The organism is Cellulomonas dongxiuzhuiae (assembly GCF_018623035.1).
In the GTDB taxonomy this organism is placed as follows: Bacteria; Actinomycetota; Actinomycetes; order Actinomycetales; family Cellulomonadaceae; genus Cellulomonas; species Cellulomonas dongxiuzhuiae.
Genome location: NZ_CP076023.1, coordinates 2,089,681 through 2,105,901 on the forward strand (window position 1 = coordinate 2,089,681; position 16,221 = coordinate 2,105,901).

Genomic DNA, 16,221 nt, shown 5'->3' on the forward strand with positions numbered 1-16,221 from the left:
CCCATGCTCGCCACCCCGGCGCCTGCACCCGCGGCGCTCCCGCGCGGCCGCGACTGGGTGTTCGAGGTCAAGTGGGACGGTGTCCGGGTCCTCGCCGACGTGCGGGACGGAGTGCTGCGGCTGACCAGCCGCAACGAGCGGGACGTCACGCCCGCCTACCCCGAGCTCGGCGGGCTCGCGGCCCTCGGTGACGTGCTGCTGGACGGCGAGGTGGTGCTCATGGACGCCGGGCGCCCCTCGTTCGCGGCCCTGGCCGAGCGGATGCACGTGCGGGAGGCACGGCGGGCCGAGGCGCTCGCGGCGGCCCGCCCGGTCACCTACCTCGCCTTCGACGTGCTGCGCCACGACGGGCGTGACCTGACCGGCCTGCCGCTGGAGGCGCGCCGCGCGGTGCTCGACGCTCTGGCGCTCCCGGAGCACGTCCAGCCGTCGCCCTGGTACGACGACGGTGACGACCTGTGGCGGGTCACGGCCGCGCACGGCCTGGAGGGCGTCGTCGCCAAGCGCCGCGACGCGCCGTACCGACCCGGACGGCGGTCGCCCGACTGGGTGAAAGCCGCACACCGGCTTACCCGGACGGCCCTCGTCGGGGGGTGGCGCCCGGAGTCGACCGGCACCGGGCGCCTCGGCGCGCTCCTGCTGGGCGCGCCCGACGAGGACGGCGGCCTGCGCTACCTGGGCCGGGCCGGGTCCGGGCTCGGGGGCGGCGCCGCACGCCTGATGCGCGAGCTCCTCTCGACGCACGAGCGCGACGGCAGCCCCTTCGCCGACGACGTGCCCGCCGTGGACGCGCGCGGCGCCGTCTGGTGTGATCCCGTCGTGGTCGTCGAGGTGCTGTACCTGCTCCGCACACCGTCGGGTCGCCTCCGGCAGCCGGTCGTGCGCGGGGTCCGGACCGACGTGGCCGCCGACCCCTGGGGACAGCCGTGACGCCGCGCGGGGACGCGGGCGGCGCGAGCCCCGAGCGGCAGACCGTCGACGTCGGCGGACGCCCCGTGCGCCTCACCCACCTCGACAAGGTCCTGTACCCCGCGACGGGGACCACCAAGGCCGAGGTCATGGACTACCTCGTCCAGGTGGAGCCGGCGATCCTGCGCCAGCTGCGCGACCGGCCCGTGACGCGCATCCGGTGGCCCGACGGCGTGGGCGGCGAGAAGTTCTTCGAGAAGAACACGCCGCGTGGTGCGCCGTCCTGGCTGCGCCACCAGCGGCTGCCGGCGTCGCCCGGCACCGACGACCAGGGCACGATCCTCGACCTGCCGTTCCTCGACGACCTCGCCGGGCTCATGTGGGCCGCGAACTCCGGCGCCCTCGAGCTCCACACGCCCCAGTGGACCGTCGGCCCCCGCGGAGGGCTGCGCGACGCCGACCGCCTCGTCGTGGACCTCGACCCCGGACCCGGCGCGGGCCTCGACGAGTGCGCGCGCGTCGCCCACCTCGTCGCGGACCGCCTGCGGGACGACGGCCTCGAGCACACCGTTCCGGTCACGTCGGGCTCCAAGGGCCTGCAGCTCTACGCCCCGCTCCCCCGGCCGCGCGCTGCCACCGCGGTCCGCCAGGACGCGCGCACGCTCGCCCTGGCGCTCGCGGCCGAGCACCCGGACCTCGTCGTCGCGGTGCAGCGCAAGGACGTCCGCGGGGGGAAGGTGCTGCTGGACTGGTCGCAGAACCACCCCGCGAAGACGACGATCACGCCCTGGTCCCTGCGCGGGCGCGACCGCCCCACCGTGGCGGCGCCACGCCACTGGGACGAGATCGGGCCGGGTCTGGCGCAGCTCACGGCCGGTGAGGCGGCCGCGCGACTGGTGAGGGACGGCGATCCCTTCGACGTGTGAGCGGGCGCACGCACGGCGCGCCCCGATGGCGGGCACCCGCGGGTCCTGGCAGCGTGGACGTGACCCGGGCCGGACGAGCCCGGCACGTACGCGAAGGAGTGGTCATGGCCCGCGATCTGCCGAAGTACACCGTCCCGTCCCTCACACCGGAGGACGGCGCGAAGGTGGCGGCGATCCTGCAGGAACGTCTGCACGCTCTCAACGACCTGGCGCTCACCCTCAAGCACATCCACTGGAACGTCGTCGGGCCGCACTTCATCGCGGTCCACGAGATGATCGACCCGCAGGTCGACGCCGTGCGGCTGATGGTCGACGCGACCGCCGAGCGCATCGCGACGCTCGGGTCCGTACCGGTCGGCACGCCCGGCGCGCTCGTCGCGGCCCGCACGTGGGACGACTACTCGATCGGGCGCGCGAGCACCGCCGAGCACCTCGGTGCGCTCAACGAGGTGTACGTCGGCGTCATCACCGACCACCGGGCCGCTGCCGCGCAGACCGAGGAGCTCGACACCGTGACCAACGACCTCCTGGTCGGTCACCTGGGCGAGCTCGAGCTCTTCCACTGGTTCGTCCGTGCGCACCTCGAGTCCTCCGGTGGTGCGCTGTCGACGGCCGCCGAGTCGACCGAGAAGGGCGCGGCCCAGGCCGCCGAGGCCGCCGCCTCGCACACGTCGTCGTGACGACCGCGCAGCGCCCCGGCACGCGCCCCGCGCAGCCCGGTCGCGCCGGCCCGTCCGGCGATGAGGACCTGCGTGCGGGCCGCGTCGCGCCGCGGCTCGAGAACCCCGACGGGACCGCGGTGCAGCGCCCGCACGTGGCGGCGCGCCTGGAGGACCGGTTCGACTCGGTGCTCGCGCACGTGCTGCGGCGCCGGGGCTGGACCGTCCGGGTCGTCGGGTACGCCGGGTACGGCTCGCGCGGGAAGGTGCGCGTGCTGGCGCGCACCATGCTCGCGTCGCCGGCCGTGCGGCAGCAGGACCTGCCGGACAGCGGCGCCGACGCCCAGACGGGCGAGCGCCCGGCCGACGCCGTGCGCGGGTGGCGCTCGTTCTTCACCGCGCCGGTCGCCGGCGCGCCCGTCGAGGTCACCATCGGGGGGACGTCCCACCGGTTGACGACGGACCGCGGCGGCTACGTCGACGAGCTCGTCGACGCCGACCTGGCGCCCGGGTGGCACGACCTGACGCTCACCTCGCTCGACGGCGCCCGCACCACGACGCGTGTGGTCGTCGTCGGGCCCGAGCCGACCGTCGGGATCGTCAGCGACATCGACGACACCGTGATGGTCACGCGCCTGCCGCGACCCTTCGTGGCGGCGTGGAACGTCTTCGTCCGTCACGAGAACGCGCGCGAGGCCGTGCCCGGCATGTCGCAGCTGTACCGCGAGCTGAGGTCCGCGCGACCCGACTCCCCGGTGGTCTACCTGTCGACCGGGGCGTGGAACGCGGCGCCGGCGATCGGCCGGTTCCTGCGACGCAACGACTACCCGGCCGGGCCGATGCTGCTGACGGACTGGGGGCCGACGAACACGGGCCTGTTCCGCAGCGGCCAGCGGCACAAGGTCGCCCAGCTGCGCCGGCTGTTCGCCGAGCTGCCGCAGGTGCGCTGGATCCTCGTGGGCGACGACGGCCAGCACGACCCGCAGATCTACGCCGGCGCGGTGGCCCGCCACCCGGAGCGGGTCGAGGCCGTGCTGATCCGCCAGCTCACGGCGGGCGAGCACGTGCTGTCGCGTGGCCTGCCCACCGCCGCCCCCGAGCAGGAGGAGGCGGAGGACGCCGCCGACGAGGCTCCCGGCATCCCGGTGGTGCTCGGCGCGGACGGCGAGGAGCTCCTGGAGCGCGTGCGGGAGACCGGGCTCGTCGGCTGAGCCGGCGGGCGGTCCCCGTCGGCTCAGAGCCGCTCGGGGTCGTCCCAGTCGTCGCTCGAGGCGATCGCCTCGTCGTCGGGGCCCAGCTCCGACGCGCGCAGCGAGCGCGGCGCCCGTGCGGGGTCTCCCCCCGTACGGGCGTCCGCGGCGTCCAGGTCGGCCTGCACCACGGGCTGGTCCGCGAGGCCGTGAGCCGCGGGGTCGGACGTCAGGTCGGGCGTGCGATTCGGACTCATGCACCGGTTCTACCAACACCCGGGCGGTTACCGCACCCGCTCGCGGGCCCGGGTGCGCGTGTCGCGCGCGGACGCCTCGGCGTGTCGCGCGTCACGCCGGGAGGCGGCTCCGGGTCCGTGCCGGACCGGGGCCCTAATCGCTTCGTCGGCTGACGTCCGTCGAAGCGCATCAATAGCGTGCCCCCAGACCCCCGGCCGACCGGCCGCGAACCGGGTCCCCGGCGCCGGCGTCACCGGTGCGGCCGGCGCCGTCGCGGTGCCGGCCGCACCTGCCCCGGCACGGCTCCGTCCCGAAGGAGCAGCTGATGCGTGTCCCCCCTGTGATCGCCCCCCTTGCCGTGGCGGGGGCCGTCGCGGCGCTCGTCCTGGGAGCCGCGAGCGGTGGGTCGGCCACCGCCACTGCCACCGCCTCGACGGCCGCGACCGGCTACACGTGGGGCAACGTCGAGATCGGCGGTGGCGGCTTCGTCCCCGGCATCGTCTACAACCAGGGTGAGCAGGGACTCGTCTACGCGCGCACCGACATCGGCGGCGCCTACCGCCTCGACCCGGCGACCGAGCGGTGGATCCCGCTGCTGGACCACGTCGGGTGGGACGAGTGGAGCTACACCGGGGTCCTGTCGCTCGCGACCGACGCGGTCGACCCGGACCGCGTGTACGCGGCCGTGGGCACCTACACCAACGACTGGGACCCCCTGAACGGCGCCGTCCTGCGGTCCTCCGACCGCGGGGAGACGTGGCAGCGCACCGTCCTGCCGTTCAAGGTGGGCGGCAACATGCCCGGACGCGGCATGGGTGAGCGCCTGCAGATCGACCCCCACGACAACCGTGTGCTGTACCTCGGCACCGAGAACGGCCACGGCCTGTGGCGCTCGACCGACCGCGGTGTCAGCTGGTCGCAGGTCGCCGGCTTCCCCAACCCCGGGACCTACGCGCAGGACCCCACGTCGGACAACTCCTACCTCACGCAGAACCAGGGCGTCGTGTGGGTGACGTTCGACCCGATGTCCGGGACCGCCGGATCGCCCACGCGGACCATCTACGTCGGCGTCGCCGACAAGGAGAACAACGTCTACCGCTCGACCGACGCGGGAGCGACGTGGCAGCGCGTTCCGGGTCAGCCGACCGGCTTCATCCCTCACAAGGGCGTGTACGACGCGCAGGGAGGCCAGCTGTACGTCGCGACGTCCGACACCGGCGGCCCGTACGACGGCGCCAAGGGTCAGGTGCACCGCCTCGACGCCGCGACCGGCACGTGGACGGACGTCTCGCCGCTGCCGCTGGCGTCCGAGGACCTGTACTACGGCTTCTCCGGGCTCACCGTCGACCGGCAGGACCCCGACACGATCATGGTCGCCTCGCAGGTGTCGTGGTGGCCCGACGTCGTCGTCTTCCGCTCGACGGACCGGGGTGCCACGTGGACGCGCATCTGGGACTGGGCCGGGTATCCCGCGCGCTCGTTGCGCTACACGATGGACTACTCCGCCACGCCGTGGATCACGATGGGCGCGACCACCGCGACCGAGCCGGAGCCGCTGGTCAAGCTCGGGTGGATGACCGAGTCGCTCGAGATCGACCCGTTCGACTCCGACGCCATGCTGTACGGGACCGGCGCGACCGTGTGGGGCACGGACAACCTCACCGACTGGGATACGGGCGGGAAGATCGACCTCACGATCCGCGCTCGCGGGATCGAGGAGACCGCGGTGCTCGACCTCGCGGCACCGCCCGGTGAGGTCGAGCTGTACTCCGGCCTCGGCGACCTGGGCGGCTTCGTGCACACCGACATCACCCGGGTGCCCGAGAGCATCTACACCCAGCCCGTGCACGGGTCGGTCACGGGCGTGGACTTCGCGCAGAGCAAGCCCGCGACGGTCGTGCGCGTCGGGCACGCGGTCGACGGTGAGGTCGAGTCTCACGTCGCGGTGTCGACGACGTCGGGCGCTTCGTGGTGGGCCGGTCAGGAGCCGGCAGGCGTCACCAGCTCGGGCACGGTCGCGATGTCCGCCGACGGCGGCAGGATCGTGTGGAGCCCGCAGGGCACGGGCGTGCACGTCTCGACGACCCTGGGCTCGTCGTGGACACCGTCCACGGGTGTGCCTGCGCAGGCGCAGGTCGAGTCGGACCGCGTCAGCCCGACGACGTTCTACGCCTACGCGGCCGGCCGGTTCTACACCTCGACGGACGGCGGTGCGTCGTTCGCGGCGTCGGCGGCGACCGGGTTCCCGACGGAGGGCAACGTGCGGTTCGGCGCCGTCCCCGGCCACGAGGGCCACGTCTGGCTGGCGGCGGAGAACGGGCTGTACCGCTCGACCGACAGCGGGACGAGCTTCACGAAGCTCCCGGGGTTCGATGACGGCGGTGCCGTCGGGTTCGGCAAGGCCGCGCCCGGCGCGACGTACCCGGCCGTCTACACGACGTCGCAGCGGGACGGCGTGCGCGGGTTCTTCCGCTCGACCGACGGCGGCTCCACGTGGCTGCGCATCAACGACGACGAGCACCGGTACGCCTGGACGGGAGCGGCGATCACGGGTGACCCGGACGTCTTCGGTCGGGTGTACGTCGGCACGAACGGTCGCGGCATCGTCGTGGGGACGTCGGACGGGGCGGCCCCCACGCCCACGCCGAGCACGACCGCCGGACCCACGCCCACGCCGACGGTGACCACGGACCCGACGCCCGGACCCACCGTGACGCCGACCGCCCCGCCGACGCCCACGCCCGGTGCGTCGCCGACCTCCACCCCGCCACCGGGTGCCGCGTGCAGCGTGCGGTACACGGCGAACAGCTGGAGCACGGGCTTCACGGCCGCGGTGCGTCTCACCCACGGGGACAACGCGACGCTGGACGGCTGGACGCTGCGTCTGACCTACGCCGACGGGCAGCGGCTGCAGCAGGGCTGGAGCGCGGACTGGTCCCAGAGGGGGCCGGTCGTCACGGCGACGAACGCGCCCTGGAACGGGCGCCTGACGCCGGGGGCGAGCGTCGACGTGGGCTTCAACGGGACTCACACGGGCACGTCCACGCCCCCGACGTCGGCGACGCTCGACGGGACTCCCTGCGCGCTGTCCTGACCTCGCACGACGTCGGATGCGGTGCCCCGGCCGGCTTGCTGCCGGGGCACCGCCGCGCGTCCTGCCAGGTCAGGGGCACAATGTGTGACGTAGGTCCCAGGAGACAAACATCACATGACTTCACCTGGGGTGTTCTGTCGACGTCGACCTAGCATCGCGATCGTGGCACCTCGGACGAAGGACTCCGCAACAGACGTCGACGTTCTCCTGGTGGGCGGGGGCATCATGAGCGCGACCCTGGCGTCGCTGCTCGGCACCCTCGAGCCCAGCTGGAGCATCGAGATCCACGAGCGCCTCGACGCGCCGGCTCTCGAGAGCTCGAACCCGTGGAACAACGCGGGCACCGGGCACGCCGCGCTGTGCGAGCTGAACTACACGCCGCAGCGCGCCGACGGCACCGTCGACGTCACCAAGGCCGTGACGATCAACGAGCAGTACGAGCTGTCGCGCGAGCTGTGGCACCACCTGGCCGCCGCCGGGCGCCTGCCGGGCGCCGAGAACGCCGTGACGACCACACCGCACATGACCTTCGTCCGCGGCGCCGCGGACGTCGAGTTCCTCCGCCGCCGCTGGGAGGCCCTGCGCCGGCACCCCCTGTTCGCGGACCTCGAGTTCACGACCGACCCGGCCGTCATCGGCCGGTGGGCGCCGCTCCTCGTGGCCGACCGGACCGACGACGAGCCCATCGCCGCCACGCGCGCCGCCTGGGGCACCGACGTCGACTTCGGCTCCCTGACGCGCGCCATGCTCGCGGACGCCGCCACGCGCGGCGCCGAGCTCCACACCAGCAGCGAGGTCACGCACCTCAAGCGCCTGCGGGACGGTCGCTGGCGCGTCACGGTCGCCGACCGCCGGTGGAACGGACGTCCGCCGCGCACCCTGACGGCGCGCTTCGTGTTCGTCGGTGCGGGCGGTGGCGCGCTGCACCTGCTGCAGCGCTCGCGGATCAAGGAGATCCGCGGCTACGCCGGGTTCCCGATCAGCGGCCAGTTCCTGCGCACCACGAACCCCGAGATCGTCGAGGCGCACCGCGCGAAGGTGTACGGCAAGGCCGCCATCGGTGCGCCGCCCATGTCGGTGCCGCACCTCGACGCACGTGCGGTCGACGGCGGCAGCGCCCTGATGTTCGGCCCGTACGCCGGCTGGAGCATGAAGTTCCTCAAGCGCGGCTCCTGGACGGACCTGCTGCGCTCGATCCGCCCTGGCAACCTCGTGCCGATGATCGCGGTCGGACTGCGCAACATGAGTCTCGTGACCTACCTGCTCAAGGAGGTCACGGCGAGCGACACCGCCCGTCTGCGGTCGCTGCGCGCCTACATGCCGTCCGCGCACCCGCGCGACTGGGAGCTCATCACCGCCGGGCAGCGCGTGCAGGTCATCAAGCGTGGCAAGGGCGGGGGCGTCCTGGAGTTCGGCACGGAGCTCGTGACGTCCGCCGACGGCTCGATCGCCGGGCTGCTCGGTGCGTCGCCCGGCGCGTCGACCGCCGTCGCGACCATGCTCGACCTGCTGGACCGGTGCTTCCCCGAGCAGGCCGACACGTGGCGTCCGCAGCTGCAGCGTCTGATGCCCAGCCTCGGGGGCGGCGAGTGGGACGAGGCGTTCGAGCTGCACCAGCTCGTGGACGACGGGACGCTGACGGGCGGACACTGATCCTCGTGCACCACGAGGAGACCGCCGAACCGCCGACCGAGGACCTCCCCGTCCCCGTCAGCGCGCCCATGCGGCACGCCAAGGTCCGGGCGTACACCGACCACACGACGGTCGGTCAGGTCGTCGTGGACGCCGACGGCGGCGTGACGATCGGCTGCGCGTGCGGCATGACGCTCACCAACGGCCCGGGCTGGTCGCTCGACGAGCACATCCGGCTGCACCGGGCCGAGGCGAGGTTCCTCGCGCTGTCGGCCGTGGCACCGCCGGGCATCCCCCGGCTGATCGGCCGCCCGGGGACCGCGAGCACCGCCGGGTCCTGACGCCGCTCAGCCGGCCTCGCGGGCGGCGATGCGTGCGGCGACCTCCGGGCGGCGCAGCGGCGGCACGGTCGCCGGTGGGCGTCGGCGATCGGGCAGCTCGTCCAGCAGGTGCGCCGTGATGTGGGCGATCTGCGCGACGGCCCGCTCGAACGGCTCGCGGGTCGCGTCGGAGAGCTGCTGGACGCCCGTCACCTTGCGCACGTACTGCCGGGCGGCCGCCTCGATCTCGTCGTCGGTGGCGTGCGGCTCCAGGCCGCGCAGCGTCGTGATGTTCCTGCACATGCCAGCCGAACCTACGCCCCGTGGGCGGGCGGGGCCAGAGCCCCCGCGCTCGCGCGCTCGAGCGCGAGCAGCGTGCGCTTGGCCTCGTCGCCGCCCGCGTACCGTCCGCTCGACCCGTCCGACCGCACGACGCGGTGGCAGGGCACGAGCAGCGGCACCGGGTTGAGGGCGCACGCGGTCCCCACCGCGCGCACGGCCGCCGGTCGGCCGACCGCGGCCGCGACCTGCGCGTAGGACGCCGTGGTGCCGTAGCCGATGCGCGGCAGGGTCGCGACCACGTCGCGCCGGAAGCCGCGTGCCAGCCGCAGGTCGAGGGGCACGTCGAACGCGGTCCGCCGGCCGGCGAAGTACTCGTCGAGCTCGCGCACCACGGGGTCGAGCCGCGGGCCGCCCTCGAGCACCCGCGGGCTCACGCGGGTCGCGAGGTCCTCGAGCGCGGCCTCGTGGCCCTGGACCTCGAACGCGACGCGCAGGACGCCGCTGTCGGACGCGGCCACGAGCACGCGGCCGACGGGCGAGTCGACGACGCGGTAGGACACGTCGAGCAGCCCCTCGTCCTGCGCCTGTGCCACCAGGCGTCCGTGCAGGACCTGGAGCAGCTCCTCGGTGCGTGCGTCGTACGCGGTCTCGCCGTGCAGGTCCTGTCCGGTGCTCATCGCTCGTCCGCCTCCTGGGTTGCGTAGGTCCGGCGCAGGGCGGCGACCCCGTCCGCGCCCGCGCGACGCGCTGCGGCGTCCGTGCCGCCCACGAGGCCCGCGACCTGGGCGTAGGGCAGCCCACCGAGGTGGTGCAGCACCACCACCCGCCGCTGCTTGTCCGGCAGCGCGCGCACCGCGCGCCACAGGTCGAGGTCCCGGTCCCCCGGTCCGTCGACGCTGCCGAGCAGCGGGACGCCGACCGTCGCGCCGGAAGCGTCGACGGGTACCGCGTGCCGGGCGCGGCGACGCAGCTCGTCGATCGCCTTGCGGCGCGCGACCGTGACGAGCCACGCCTCCACGTTCACGCCGGCGGGCAGGTCCGGCCAGGCGCGCAGCGCCGCGAGGAAGGTCTCCGACCACGCGTCCTCGGCGTCGGGCCCGCGCAGCACCGCGCGGCACACGCGCAGCACGGTGCCGCCGTGCGTGCGCACGACCTCCTCGAACGGTCCGTTCATCCCCACAGTGTGCAGACGCGCGCCCCGCCCCGGACGTGAGGTCCGGGACGGGGCGTCGTGGTGCGTCGTGGTGGCGGCGGCCGCCGCGCGCCCTCGTGCGGCGTCAGCGCATCTGCGAGAACGCGGCCGTCGCCGGGTCGGCGCCGGTGCGCTCGTCGGTGTCGAGCGCGTCGATGGCAGCCACGTCCTCGGCCGTGAGGTCGAACGAGAACAGGTCGAGGTTGGACCGGATGCGCGCGGGGGTCACCGACTTCGGGATGACGACCCGGCCGGCCTGGACGTGCCAGCGCAGCGCGACCTGACCGGTCGTGACGCCGAGACGCTCCGCGACGGCGGTGACGGCGTCGGCCTGGAGGTCCTTGCCACGACCGAGCGGCGAGTACGCCTCGACCGCGATGCCGTGACCCGTCGACGCGTCCTGGGTGGGGCGCTGCTGGAACGTCGGGTGGATCTCCACCTGGTTGACGGCCGGCACGACGTCCGTCTCGCGGACCAGTCGGTCGAGGTGCTCGGGCAGGAAGTTGGAGACGCCGATCGACCGGACGGCACCGTCCGCGAGCAGCTTCTCGAACGCGCGCCACGTCTCGACGTACAGGTCCTTGCTCGGCACGGGCCAGTGGATGAGGTACAGGTCCACGACGTCGAGCCCGAGCTCGCGGCGGCTGTCCTCGAAGGCACGCAGCGCCTGCTCGTAGCCCTGGTCGCCGTTGCGGAGCTTCGTCGTCACGAAGACCTCGTCGCGCGGCAGCCCGCACGCCCGGACGGCAGCTCCGACGCCCGCCTCGTTGTAGTAGCCCGCCGCCGTGTCGATGTGCCGGTACCCGACCGCCAGCGCGTCCTCGACGGTCGCCTGGGTGTCCTCGGCGTCGACCTGGAAGGTCCCGAAGCCGACCTGCGGGATCTCGACGCCGTTGTTGAGAGTGATCGTGGGAATGGTCATGGCCCCACCTTCGCACCGCCGACCGGACCGCGCCCGTAGGTGCGCGCAGGGCGCACCACCGCACGGCCGGTCAGGTCGCCGACACCGCCCGGCCGGCCCGGCGCGACACGACGAGCACGACCACCGCCGCGAGCACCCCCACCGCGGCCGACACCGCGTTGAGGCCGGCGTACCCCACGCTCGCGAGCACGACACCGGCCAGCGCACCGCCACCCGCCCCCGCGAGCGACATCGCCGCGTCGGACAGCCCCTGGACCGCGATGCGTTCGGGCCCGGGGACGTCACCGGCCACGATGGCCGAGCCCGCGACCGTCGCGGCGGACCAGCCGAGCCCCAGCAGGCCGAGCCCCACCGTCACGAGCACGTGGTCGCCCCCCGCGACGCCGCACACGGCCGCGGCGAGCACCACCAGCACCATGCCGGCGACGAGCACGCGCAAGGGTCCCGCCGCGTCGGCGACCAGACCGACGAGAGGAGAGAACGCGAACATGGCCGCGAGGTGCAGGCTCACCGTCAGGCCGACCAGGTTCACACCCGCGCCGTGGCCCTGCATGTGCACCGGCGTCATCGACATCACGGCCACCATCACCGCGTGCGCTGCCAGCATGCCGAGGACGGCCCCCGCGGACCGCGGGTGGCGGCGCAGGGTCGCCAGGGCGACACGCAGCGGCACGTGCCGCCGCTCCCCCGCCGCGCCGTCCCGCCGCCCCGCGACGTCGAGCGGGTCGGGCCGCAGCCCCACCTGGACGACCACGAGCGCGGCGAGCAGCCCGACGGCCGCGAACGCGAAGACGCTCGCGAGCTCCGGGAGCCCGGTGAGCCGCATCGCCGAGGCGTCCAGGTGGACGAGGTTCGGTCCGACGACGGCGCCGATGGTGCTGGTCCAGACGACCAGGGACAGGTCCCGCGACCGCGTGGCCGACGTGGACAGGTCGGTGGCGGCGAACCGGGACTGCAGGTTCACGGCCCCGCCCACGCCCATGAGCACGCCGCCCACCAGGAGCAGGGGGAAGCTCGCGAGCACGGCCGCAGCCACGACGGCCACGGCGCCCGCCGCCGCCAGCGCCAGCCCGGTCGACAGCGCGCGCCGACGGCCGCGCGCGACCGCCAGGCGCGCGAGCCCGAGCGCCGCCAGCGCGGCACCGAGCGTCGACGCCGTCGTCACCGAGCCGGCCCACGCCTCGGTGCCCGACAGGCGGACGGCGAGCAGCGAACCGACCGTCACGACCGAACCGGCCGCCAGCCCGCCGAGCACCTGTGCCGCCGCGAGCACCGCCACCGTGCGGCGCCGCAGCGCGTCCAGGTCGGCGGGGACGCCCGCCGACGGCCCGGTCGGCTCGGGCACCGAGGGCACCCTGTCGGTCGGCGAGGTCACGCCGCGACGCTAACGCACCCGGCGGCGCGGGTCCCCACGCCTTCGCCGGTCGCGCACGTCAGGTCGCGCGTCCCCGCAGGAACGCCCGCATGCGCTCCTTGCCGACCGCCGCGATCGCACTCAGCGGGATGCCCGCCGGGCACACGACCGCGCACTCGCCGTACGTCGAGCACGGACCGAAGTCGTGCTCCATCTGGTCCACCATCGCGACCGCACGCCGCCCGCGCTCGGCGCGGGTCTGCGGCAGCGACGCCAGGTGCGTGAGCCTGGCACCCGTGAAGAGCGAGGCCGAGCCGTTCGGGCACGCCGCCACGCACGCACCGCAGCCGATGCACGCGGCGAAGTCCAGCGCCATCTCGGCCGTCGCGTGGTCGATCCGCGTGCTGTCCGCGTCGGGGGCGGTGCCCGCGTCCACGGCCACGTGGCCGCCCGCCTGGATCACACGGTCCAGCGCCGACCGGTCGACGACGAGGTCCTTGATGACCGGGAACGCCGCCGAGCGCAGCGGCTCGAGGACCACGTGGTCGCCGTCCGCGAACGATCGCACGTGCTGCTCGCACGACGGCGTGTTCGCCTGCGGCCCGTGCGGGCGACCGTCCACGTCCACGCCGCAGCACCCGCAGATGCCCTCACGGCAGTCCGACTCGAACGCGACGGGCTCGCGTCCCTCTTCCACGAGCTGGTCGTTGAGCCGGTCCAGCAGCTCCAGGAGCGTCATCTCCGCGGTCGCGTCGCTCACCACGTACGTCTCGAACGCACCCGCCGACGTCGCGTCCGGCTGGCGCCACACCTCCAGCGTGAGCCTCATGCGTAGTTCCTCGTCTGCAGGGGCACGGCCCGGAACGTGAGCGGTTCGTCGTGCCGGACGAACCGTCCGTCCGCCGCACCAGGGGCGGGTGACTCCCACGCGGAGACGCGGCACCACGTCGCGTCGTCGCGCAGCGCCTCGCCGTCGGGCGTCTGGTGGTCGGCACGGAAGTGCGCGCCGCAGCTCTCGTCCCGGTCGAGCCCGTCGACGCACAGCAGCTCGGCCATCTCGAGGTAGTCGGCCACCCGGCCCGCCCGTTCGAGCTCCTGGTTGAGCGCCGCACCCTCGCCGAGGACCCGGACGTCGCGCCAGAACTCCTCGCGCAGGGCGCGGATCTCCGTGATTCCCTGCGCCAGCCCCTCCGGCGTGCGGGTCACCCCGGCGCACCGGTAGAGGATCTCCCCCAGCCGCCGGTGGAACCGGTCCGGACCCTGCGTGCCGTCGTTCTTCAGGAGGCGCTCGGTCCGCGCGCGGACCGCCTCGAGCGCGTCCAGCACGGCCTCGTCGTCCTGCCCCAGGACCGACGACCCCAGCAGGGGTGCCAGGTACCCGGGGACGGCGTACGGCAACGTGAACCACCCGTCGACGCACGCCGAGAGCAGCGAGTTCGCCCCCAGGCGGTTGGCACCGTGGTAGCCCCAGCCGACCTCTCCCCCGACGAAGAGCCCGGGGACCGACGTCATGAGGTCGTAGTCCGACCACAGCCCACCCATCGCGAAGTGGGCACCGGGGGCGATCCGCATCGGCGTGCGCAGCGGGTCGTCCCCCGTCGCCTGCTCGTACATGTGGAACAGGTTGGAGTAGCGCGTCATGACGGCGTCGCGACCGAGCCGTCCCACGGCGTCCGCGAAGTCGAGGTACACGGCGTTCTTCAGCGGACCGACCCCGTGGCCGGCGTCGATGCGCTCGCGGGCGGCGCGGGACGCGACGTCGCGCGGCGTGAGGTGCCGAACGCCGGGTAGCGACGCTCGAGGTAGTAGTCGCGCTCGGCCTCCGGGATGTCGGCGGGCGCGCGGTCGTCGTCGGCCCGCAGCGGCACCCAGATGCGTCCGTCGTTGCGCAGCGACTCGGACATGAGGATCGTCTTGGACTGCCACTGGCTCGTCAGGGGCAGCGCCGTAGGGTGGAACTGGACGAACGCGGGGTTCGCGAAGTGCGCACCGCGCCGGTGGGCCCGCCAGGCGGCGGTCGCGTTCGAGTTCCGGGCGAGCGTCGACTTGCAGTAGATGTTGCCGTAGCCGCCGGTGGCCAGGACCACGGCGTGCCCGGTGACCGCACGCACCTCGCCCGTGACGAGGTCACGCACGACGATGCCCTGGGCCCGCCCGTCGGCGACGACGAGGTCGAGCATCTCCTGACGCGTGTGCAGCGTGACCGCACCGCGGGCCACCTGGCGCAGGAGCGCGTTCGCCCCCGCGACCTGCAGCTGCTGACCCGTCTGCCCGCGCGTGTAGTACGTGCGGGAGACCTGGACGCCGCCGAACGACCGCGTCGCCAGCTCGCCGCCGTACTCGCGTGCGAAGGGTGCGCCGATCGCGTTCATGTGGTCGATGACGCGGACCGACTCCTGGCCGAGCCGGTACGCGTCGGCCTCGCGCCCGCGGAAGTCCCCGCCCTTGACCGTGTCCTTGACGAACCGGTGCACGGAGTCGTTGTCGACCTTGCGGGCGCGTGCGGCGTTGATGCCGCCCTGCGCCGCGACCGAGTGCGCGCGGCGCGCCGCGTCGTGGATGGTGAAGCACTCCACCTGGTACCCGAGCTCCCCGAGCGCCGCCGCTGCTCCCGCGCCCGCCAGCCCCGTGCCGACGACGATCACGGTGAACCGGCGGCGGTTGGCGGGTGCGACGAGGTCGTAGTGCAGGCGCCGGTCGTCCCACGCCTGCTCGGGCGGCACCTCGGGCACGTGGCCGTCGAGCGGGCTGCCGACCACGCGCACGTCGTCGGGCGTGAGGGCGGGGCCCGTGCCCCGTCCGTCCGACCCGGGGTTCACGCGACGACTCCCGTCAGGACCGCGACCGGGATGAGCAGGTTGCCGACGAGGACGAGCAGCCCGACCACGCCGGCGACCGCCGCGCCCGTCGCCCGCAGCCGTCGACCCGTGGCGCCGAGGTCGTTCACCACGCTCCACAGACCGTGGGCGAGGTGCAGCGTCAGGACGCCGATCGCCAGCACGTAGAACGCGGCCACGGCGGGCCGCTGGAACGAGCTCACGATGTTCGCGTAGGCCTGGCCGGGCGTGAACGCGTCGGTGGCCGCAGGACGTGTGCCGGTCGTGAGGTCGAGCACGTGGAAGATGACGAAGAGCAGCAGGACGGTCCCCGTCGCGAGCATGCTGCGTGCCTGGAAGCTGCGCAGACCGCGCAGGCCCCGGCGCCGGTGGGGACCGCGTGCGACGCGAGCCCGGTGCCGCAGGACGACCCCCGCGGCGACGTGCGCCAGCAGCGCCGCCAGCATGACGGCCCGGAAGACCCAGATGAACCAGCCGTGCGGCACGAGCGGTGCCAGCAGGTCCTCGTGCAGCCAGTGCGCGTACCCGTCGAGCTGCTCGGGTCCCAGGAAGATCTTGAGGTTCCCGACGAGGTGGACGACCGCGAAGGCCACCAGGACGGTCCCCGTCACGGCCATCACCGCCTTGAGGACCCAGGTGGCGGGTCGTGGCGGCGGACCGGTCGCCG

15 protein-coding genes and 1 pseudogene are annotated in these 16,221 nt (G+C 74.3%); 7 read left to right on the forward strand and 9 right to left on the reverse strand.

Annotation, left to right across the window (positions count from 1 at the left end; translation table 11 throughout):
• Window positions 1–3: 3 nt before the first annotated feature.
• The 4 genes from ligD (KKR89_RS09410) to KKR89_RS09425 all read left to right on the forward strand — a co-directional run bounded on the left by ligD (KKR89_RS09410) (window position 4) and on the right by KKR89_RS09425 (window position 3,705).
• Window positions 4–930, forward strand: a complete 927-nt coding sequence (ligD, locus tag KKR89_RS09410) for a non-homologous end-joining DNA ligase (protein WP_243882336.1) — start codon at window positions 4–6, stop codon at window positions 928–930.
• Window positions 927–1,835 carry a non-homologous end-joining DNA ligase gene (ligD, locus tag KKR89_RS09415; protein ID WP_208195115.1) on the forward strand — a complete coding sequence of 303 codons (909 nt, stop codon included), beginning with the start codon at window positions 927–929 and terminating at the stop codon, window positions 1,833–1,835. Before ligD (KKR89_RS09410) ends, ligD (KKR89_RS09415) begins: the two co-directional genes overlap by 4 nt.
• A 104-nt stretch (window positions 1,836–1,939) precedes the next feature.
• Window positions 1,940–2,515, forward strand: a complete 576-nt coding sequence (locus tag KKR89_RS09420; RefSeq protein ID WP_208195116.1) for a Dps family protein — start codon at window positions 1,940–1,942, stop codon at window positions 2,513–2,515.
• Entirely contained in the window at window positions 2,512–3,705 is a 1,194-nt protein-coding gene (locus KKR89_RS09425) for an App1 family protein (RefSeq protein ID WP_208195117.1), read from the forward strand. Before KKR89_RS09420 ends, KKR89_RS09425 begins: the two co-directional genes overlap by 4 nt.
• 23 nt (window positions 3,706–3,728) lie before the next feature.
• On the opposite strand, the gene KKR89_RS09430 is transcribed toward KKR89_RS09425, so the two are convergent.
• Window positions 3,729–3,941, reverse strand: coding sequence for a hypothetical protein (locus KKR89_RS09430; RefSeq protein WP_191779539.1), 213 nt, complete (start codon window positions 3,939–3,941; stop codon window positions 3,729–3,731).
• A 305-nt stretch (window positions 3,942–4,246) separates the two neighbouring features.
• Between KKR89_RS09430 and KKR89_RS09435 the strand changes: the two genes are divergently transcribed.
• The 3 genes from KKR89_RS09435 to KKR89_RS09445 all read left to right on the forward strand — a co-directional run bounded on the left by KKR89_RS09435 (window position 4,247) and on the right by KKR89_RS09445 (window position 8,988).
• On the forward strand, window positions 4,247–7,015 hold the full coding sequence (locus tag KKR89_RS09435; protein ID WP_208195118.1) for a cellulose-binding domain-containing protein: 2,769 nt from the start codon (window positions 4,247–4,249) through the stop codon (window positions 7,013–7,015).
• 114 nt (window positions 7,016–7,129) lie between these two features.
• Entirely contained in the window at window positions 7,130–8,668 is a 1,539-nt protein-coding gene (mqo, locus tag KKR89_RS09440) for a malate dehydrogenase (quinone) (RefSeq protein ID WP_208195119.1), read from the forward strand.
• A 5-nt stretch (window positions 8,669–8,673) separates the two neighbouring features.
• Window positions 8,674–8,988, forward strand: a complete 315-nt coding sequence (locus KKR89_RS09445; protein ID WP_372438470.1) for a hypothetical protein — start codon at window positions 8,674–8,676, stop codon at window positions 8,986–8,988.
• Window positions 8,989–8,994: 6 nt separating this feature from the next.
• Here the strand turns inward: KKR89_RS09445 and KKR89_RS09450 are convergent, their stop codons facing one another.
• The 8 genes and pseudogenes from KKR89_RS09450 to KKR89_RS09485 all read right to left on the reverse strand — a co-directional run bounded on the left by KKR89_RS09450 (window position 8,995) and on the right by KKR89_RS09485 (window position 16,171).
• Window positions 8,995–9,270 carry a DUF2277 domain-containing protein gene (locus tag KKR89_RS09450; RefSeq protein WP_208195120.1) on the reverse strand — a complete coding sequence of 92 codons (276 nt, stop codon included), beginning with the start codon at window positions 9,268–9,270 and terminating at the stop codon, window positions 8,995–8,997.
• A gap of 11 nt (window positions 9,271–9,281) precedes the next feature.
• The gene (locus tag KKR89_RS09455; RefSeq protein ID WP_208195121.1) at window positions 9,282–9,926 is read right to left on the reverse strand and encodes a methylated-DNA--[protein]-cysteine S-methyltransferase; all 645 of its coding nucleotides are present in this window, start codon (window positions 9,924–9,926) and stop codon (window positions 9,282–9,284) included.
• Complete coding sequence (locus KKR89_RS09460; protein ID WP_208195122.1) at window positions 9,923–10,423, reverse strand: RNA polymerase sigma factor; 501 nt, start codon at window positions 10,421–10,423, stop codon at window positions 9,923–9,925. Before KKR89_RS09460 ends, KKR89_RS09455 begins: the two co-directional genes overlap by 4 nt.
• A gap of 103 nt (window positions 10,424–10,526) precedes the next feature.
• On the reverse strand, window positions 10,527–11,363 hold the full coding sequence (locus KKR89_RS09465; protein ID WP_208195123.1) for an aldo/keto reductase: 837 nt from the start codon (window positions 11,361–11,363) through the stop codon (window positions 10,527–10,529).
• A 70-nt stretch (window positions 11,364–11,433) separates the two neighbouring features.
• Entirely contained in the window at window positions 11,434–12,738 is a 1,305-nt protein-coding gene (locus KKR89_RS09470; protein WP_251140838.1) for an MFS transporter, read from the reverse strand.
• A gap of 58 nt (window positions 12,739–12,796) precedes the next feature.
• Entirely contained in the window at window positions 12,797–13,546 is a 750-nt protein-coding gene (locus KKR89_RS09475; RefSeq protein WP_208195124.1) for a succinate dehydrogenase/fumarate reductase iron-sulfur subunit, read from the reverse strand.
• Window positions 13,543–15,536 (reverse strand): annotated as a pseudogene (locus KKR89_RS18620) (fumarate reductase/succinate dehydrogenase flavoprotein subunit). Before KKR89_RS18620 ends, KKR89_RS09475 begins: the two are co-directional and overlap by 4 nt.
• Entirely contained in the window at window positions 15,533–16,171 is a 639-nt protein-coding gene (locus KKR89_RS09485) for a succinate dehydrogenase cytochrome b subunit (protein WP_243882214.1), read from the reverse strand. The pseudogene KKR89_RS18620 and the gene KKR89_RS09485 overlap by 4 nt, the downstream one beginning before the upstream one ends.
• Window positions 16,172–16,221: the final 50 nt, after the last annotated feature.

Excerpts from the sequence above, each read along its gene's own strand:
- KKR89_RS09460 (WP_208195122.1), bottom strand. The coding sequence starts at position 10,423 with ATGAACGGACCGTTCGAGGAGGTCGTGCGCACGCACGGCGGCACCGTG.
- KKR89_RS09430 (WP_191779539.1), bottom strand. The coding sequence starts at position 3,941 with ATGAGTCCGAATCGCACGCCCGACCTGACGTCCGACCCCGCGGCTCAC.
- KKR89_RS09485 (WP_243882214.1), bottom strand. The coding sequence starts at position 16,171 with ATGGCCGTGACGGGGACCGTCCTGGTGGCCTTCGCGGTCGTCCACCTC.
- KKR89_RS09420 (WP_208195116.1), top strand. The coding sequence starts at position 1,940 with ATGGCCCGCGATCTGCCGAAGTACACCGTCCCGTCCCTCACACCGGAG.
- KKR89_RS09475 (WP_208195124.1), bottom strand. The coding sequence starts at position 13,546 with ATGAGGCTCACGCTGGAGGTGTGGCGCCAGCCGGACGCGACGTCGGCG.
- KKR89_RS09450 (WP_208195120.1), bottom strand. The coding sequence starts at position 9,270 with ATGTGCAGGAACATCACGACGCTGCGCGGCCTGGAGCCGCACGCCACC.
- mqo (WP_208195119.1), top strand. The coding sequence starts at position 7,130 with ATGACTTCACCTGGGGTGTTCTGTCGACGTCGACCTAGCATCGCGATC.
- KKR89_RS09465 (WP_208195123.1), bottom strand. The coding sequence starts at position 11,363 with ATGACCATTCCCACGATCACTCTCAACAACGGCGTCGAGATCCCGCAG.
- KKR89_RS09455 (WP_208195121.1), bottom strand. The coding sequence starts at position 9,926 with ATGAGCACCGGACAGGACCTGCACGGCGAGACCGCGTACGACGCACGC.
- ligD (WP_243882336.1), top strand. The coding sequence starts at position 4 with ATGCTCGCCACCCCGGCGCCTGCACCCGCGGCGCTCCCGCGCGGCCGC.
- KKR89_RS09435 (WP_208195118.1), top strand. The coding sequence starts at position 4,247 with ATGCGTGTCCCCCCTGTGATCGCCCCCCTTGCCGTGGCGGGGGCCGTC.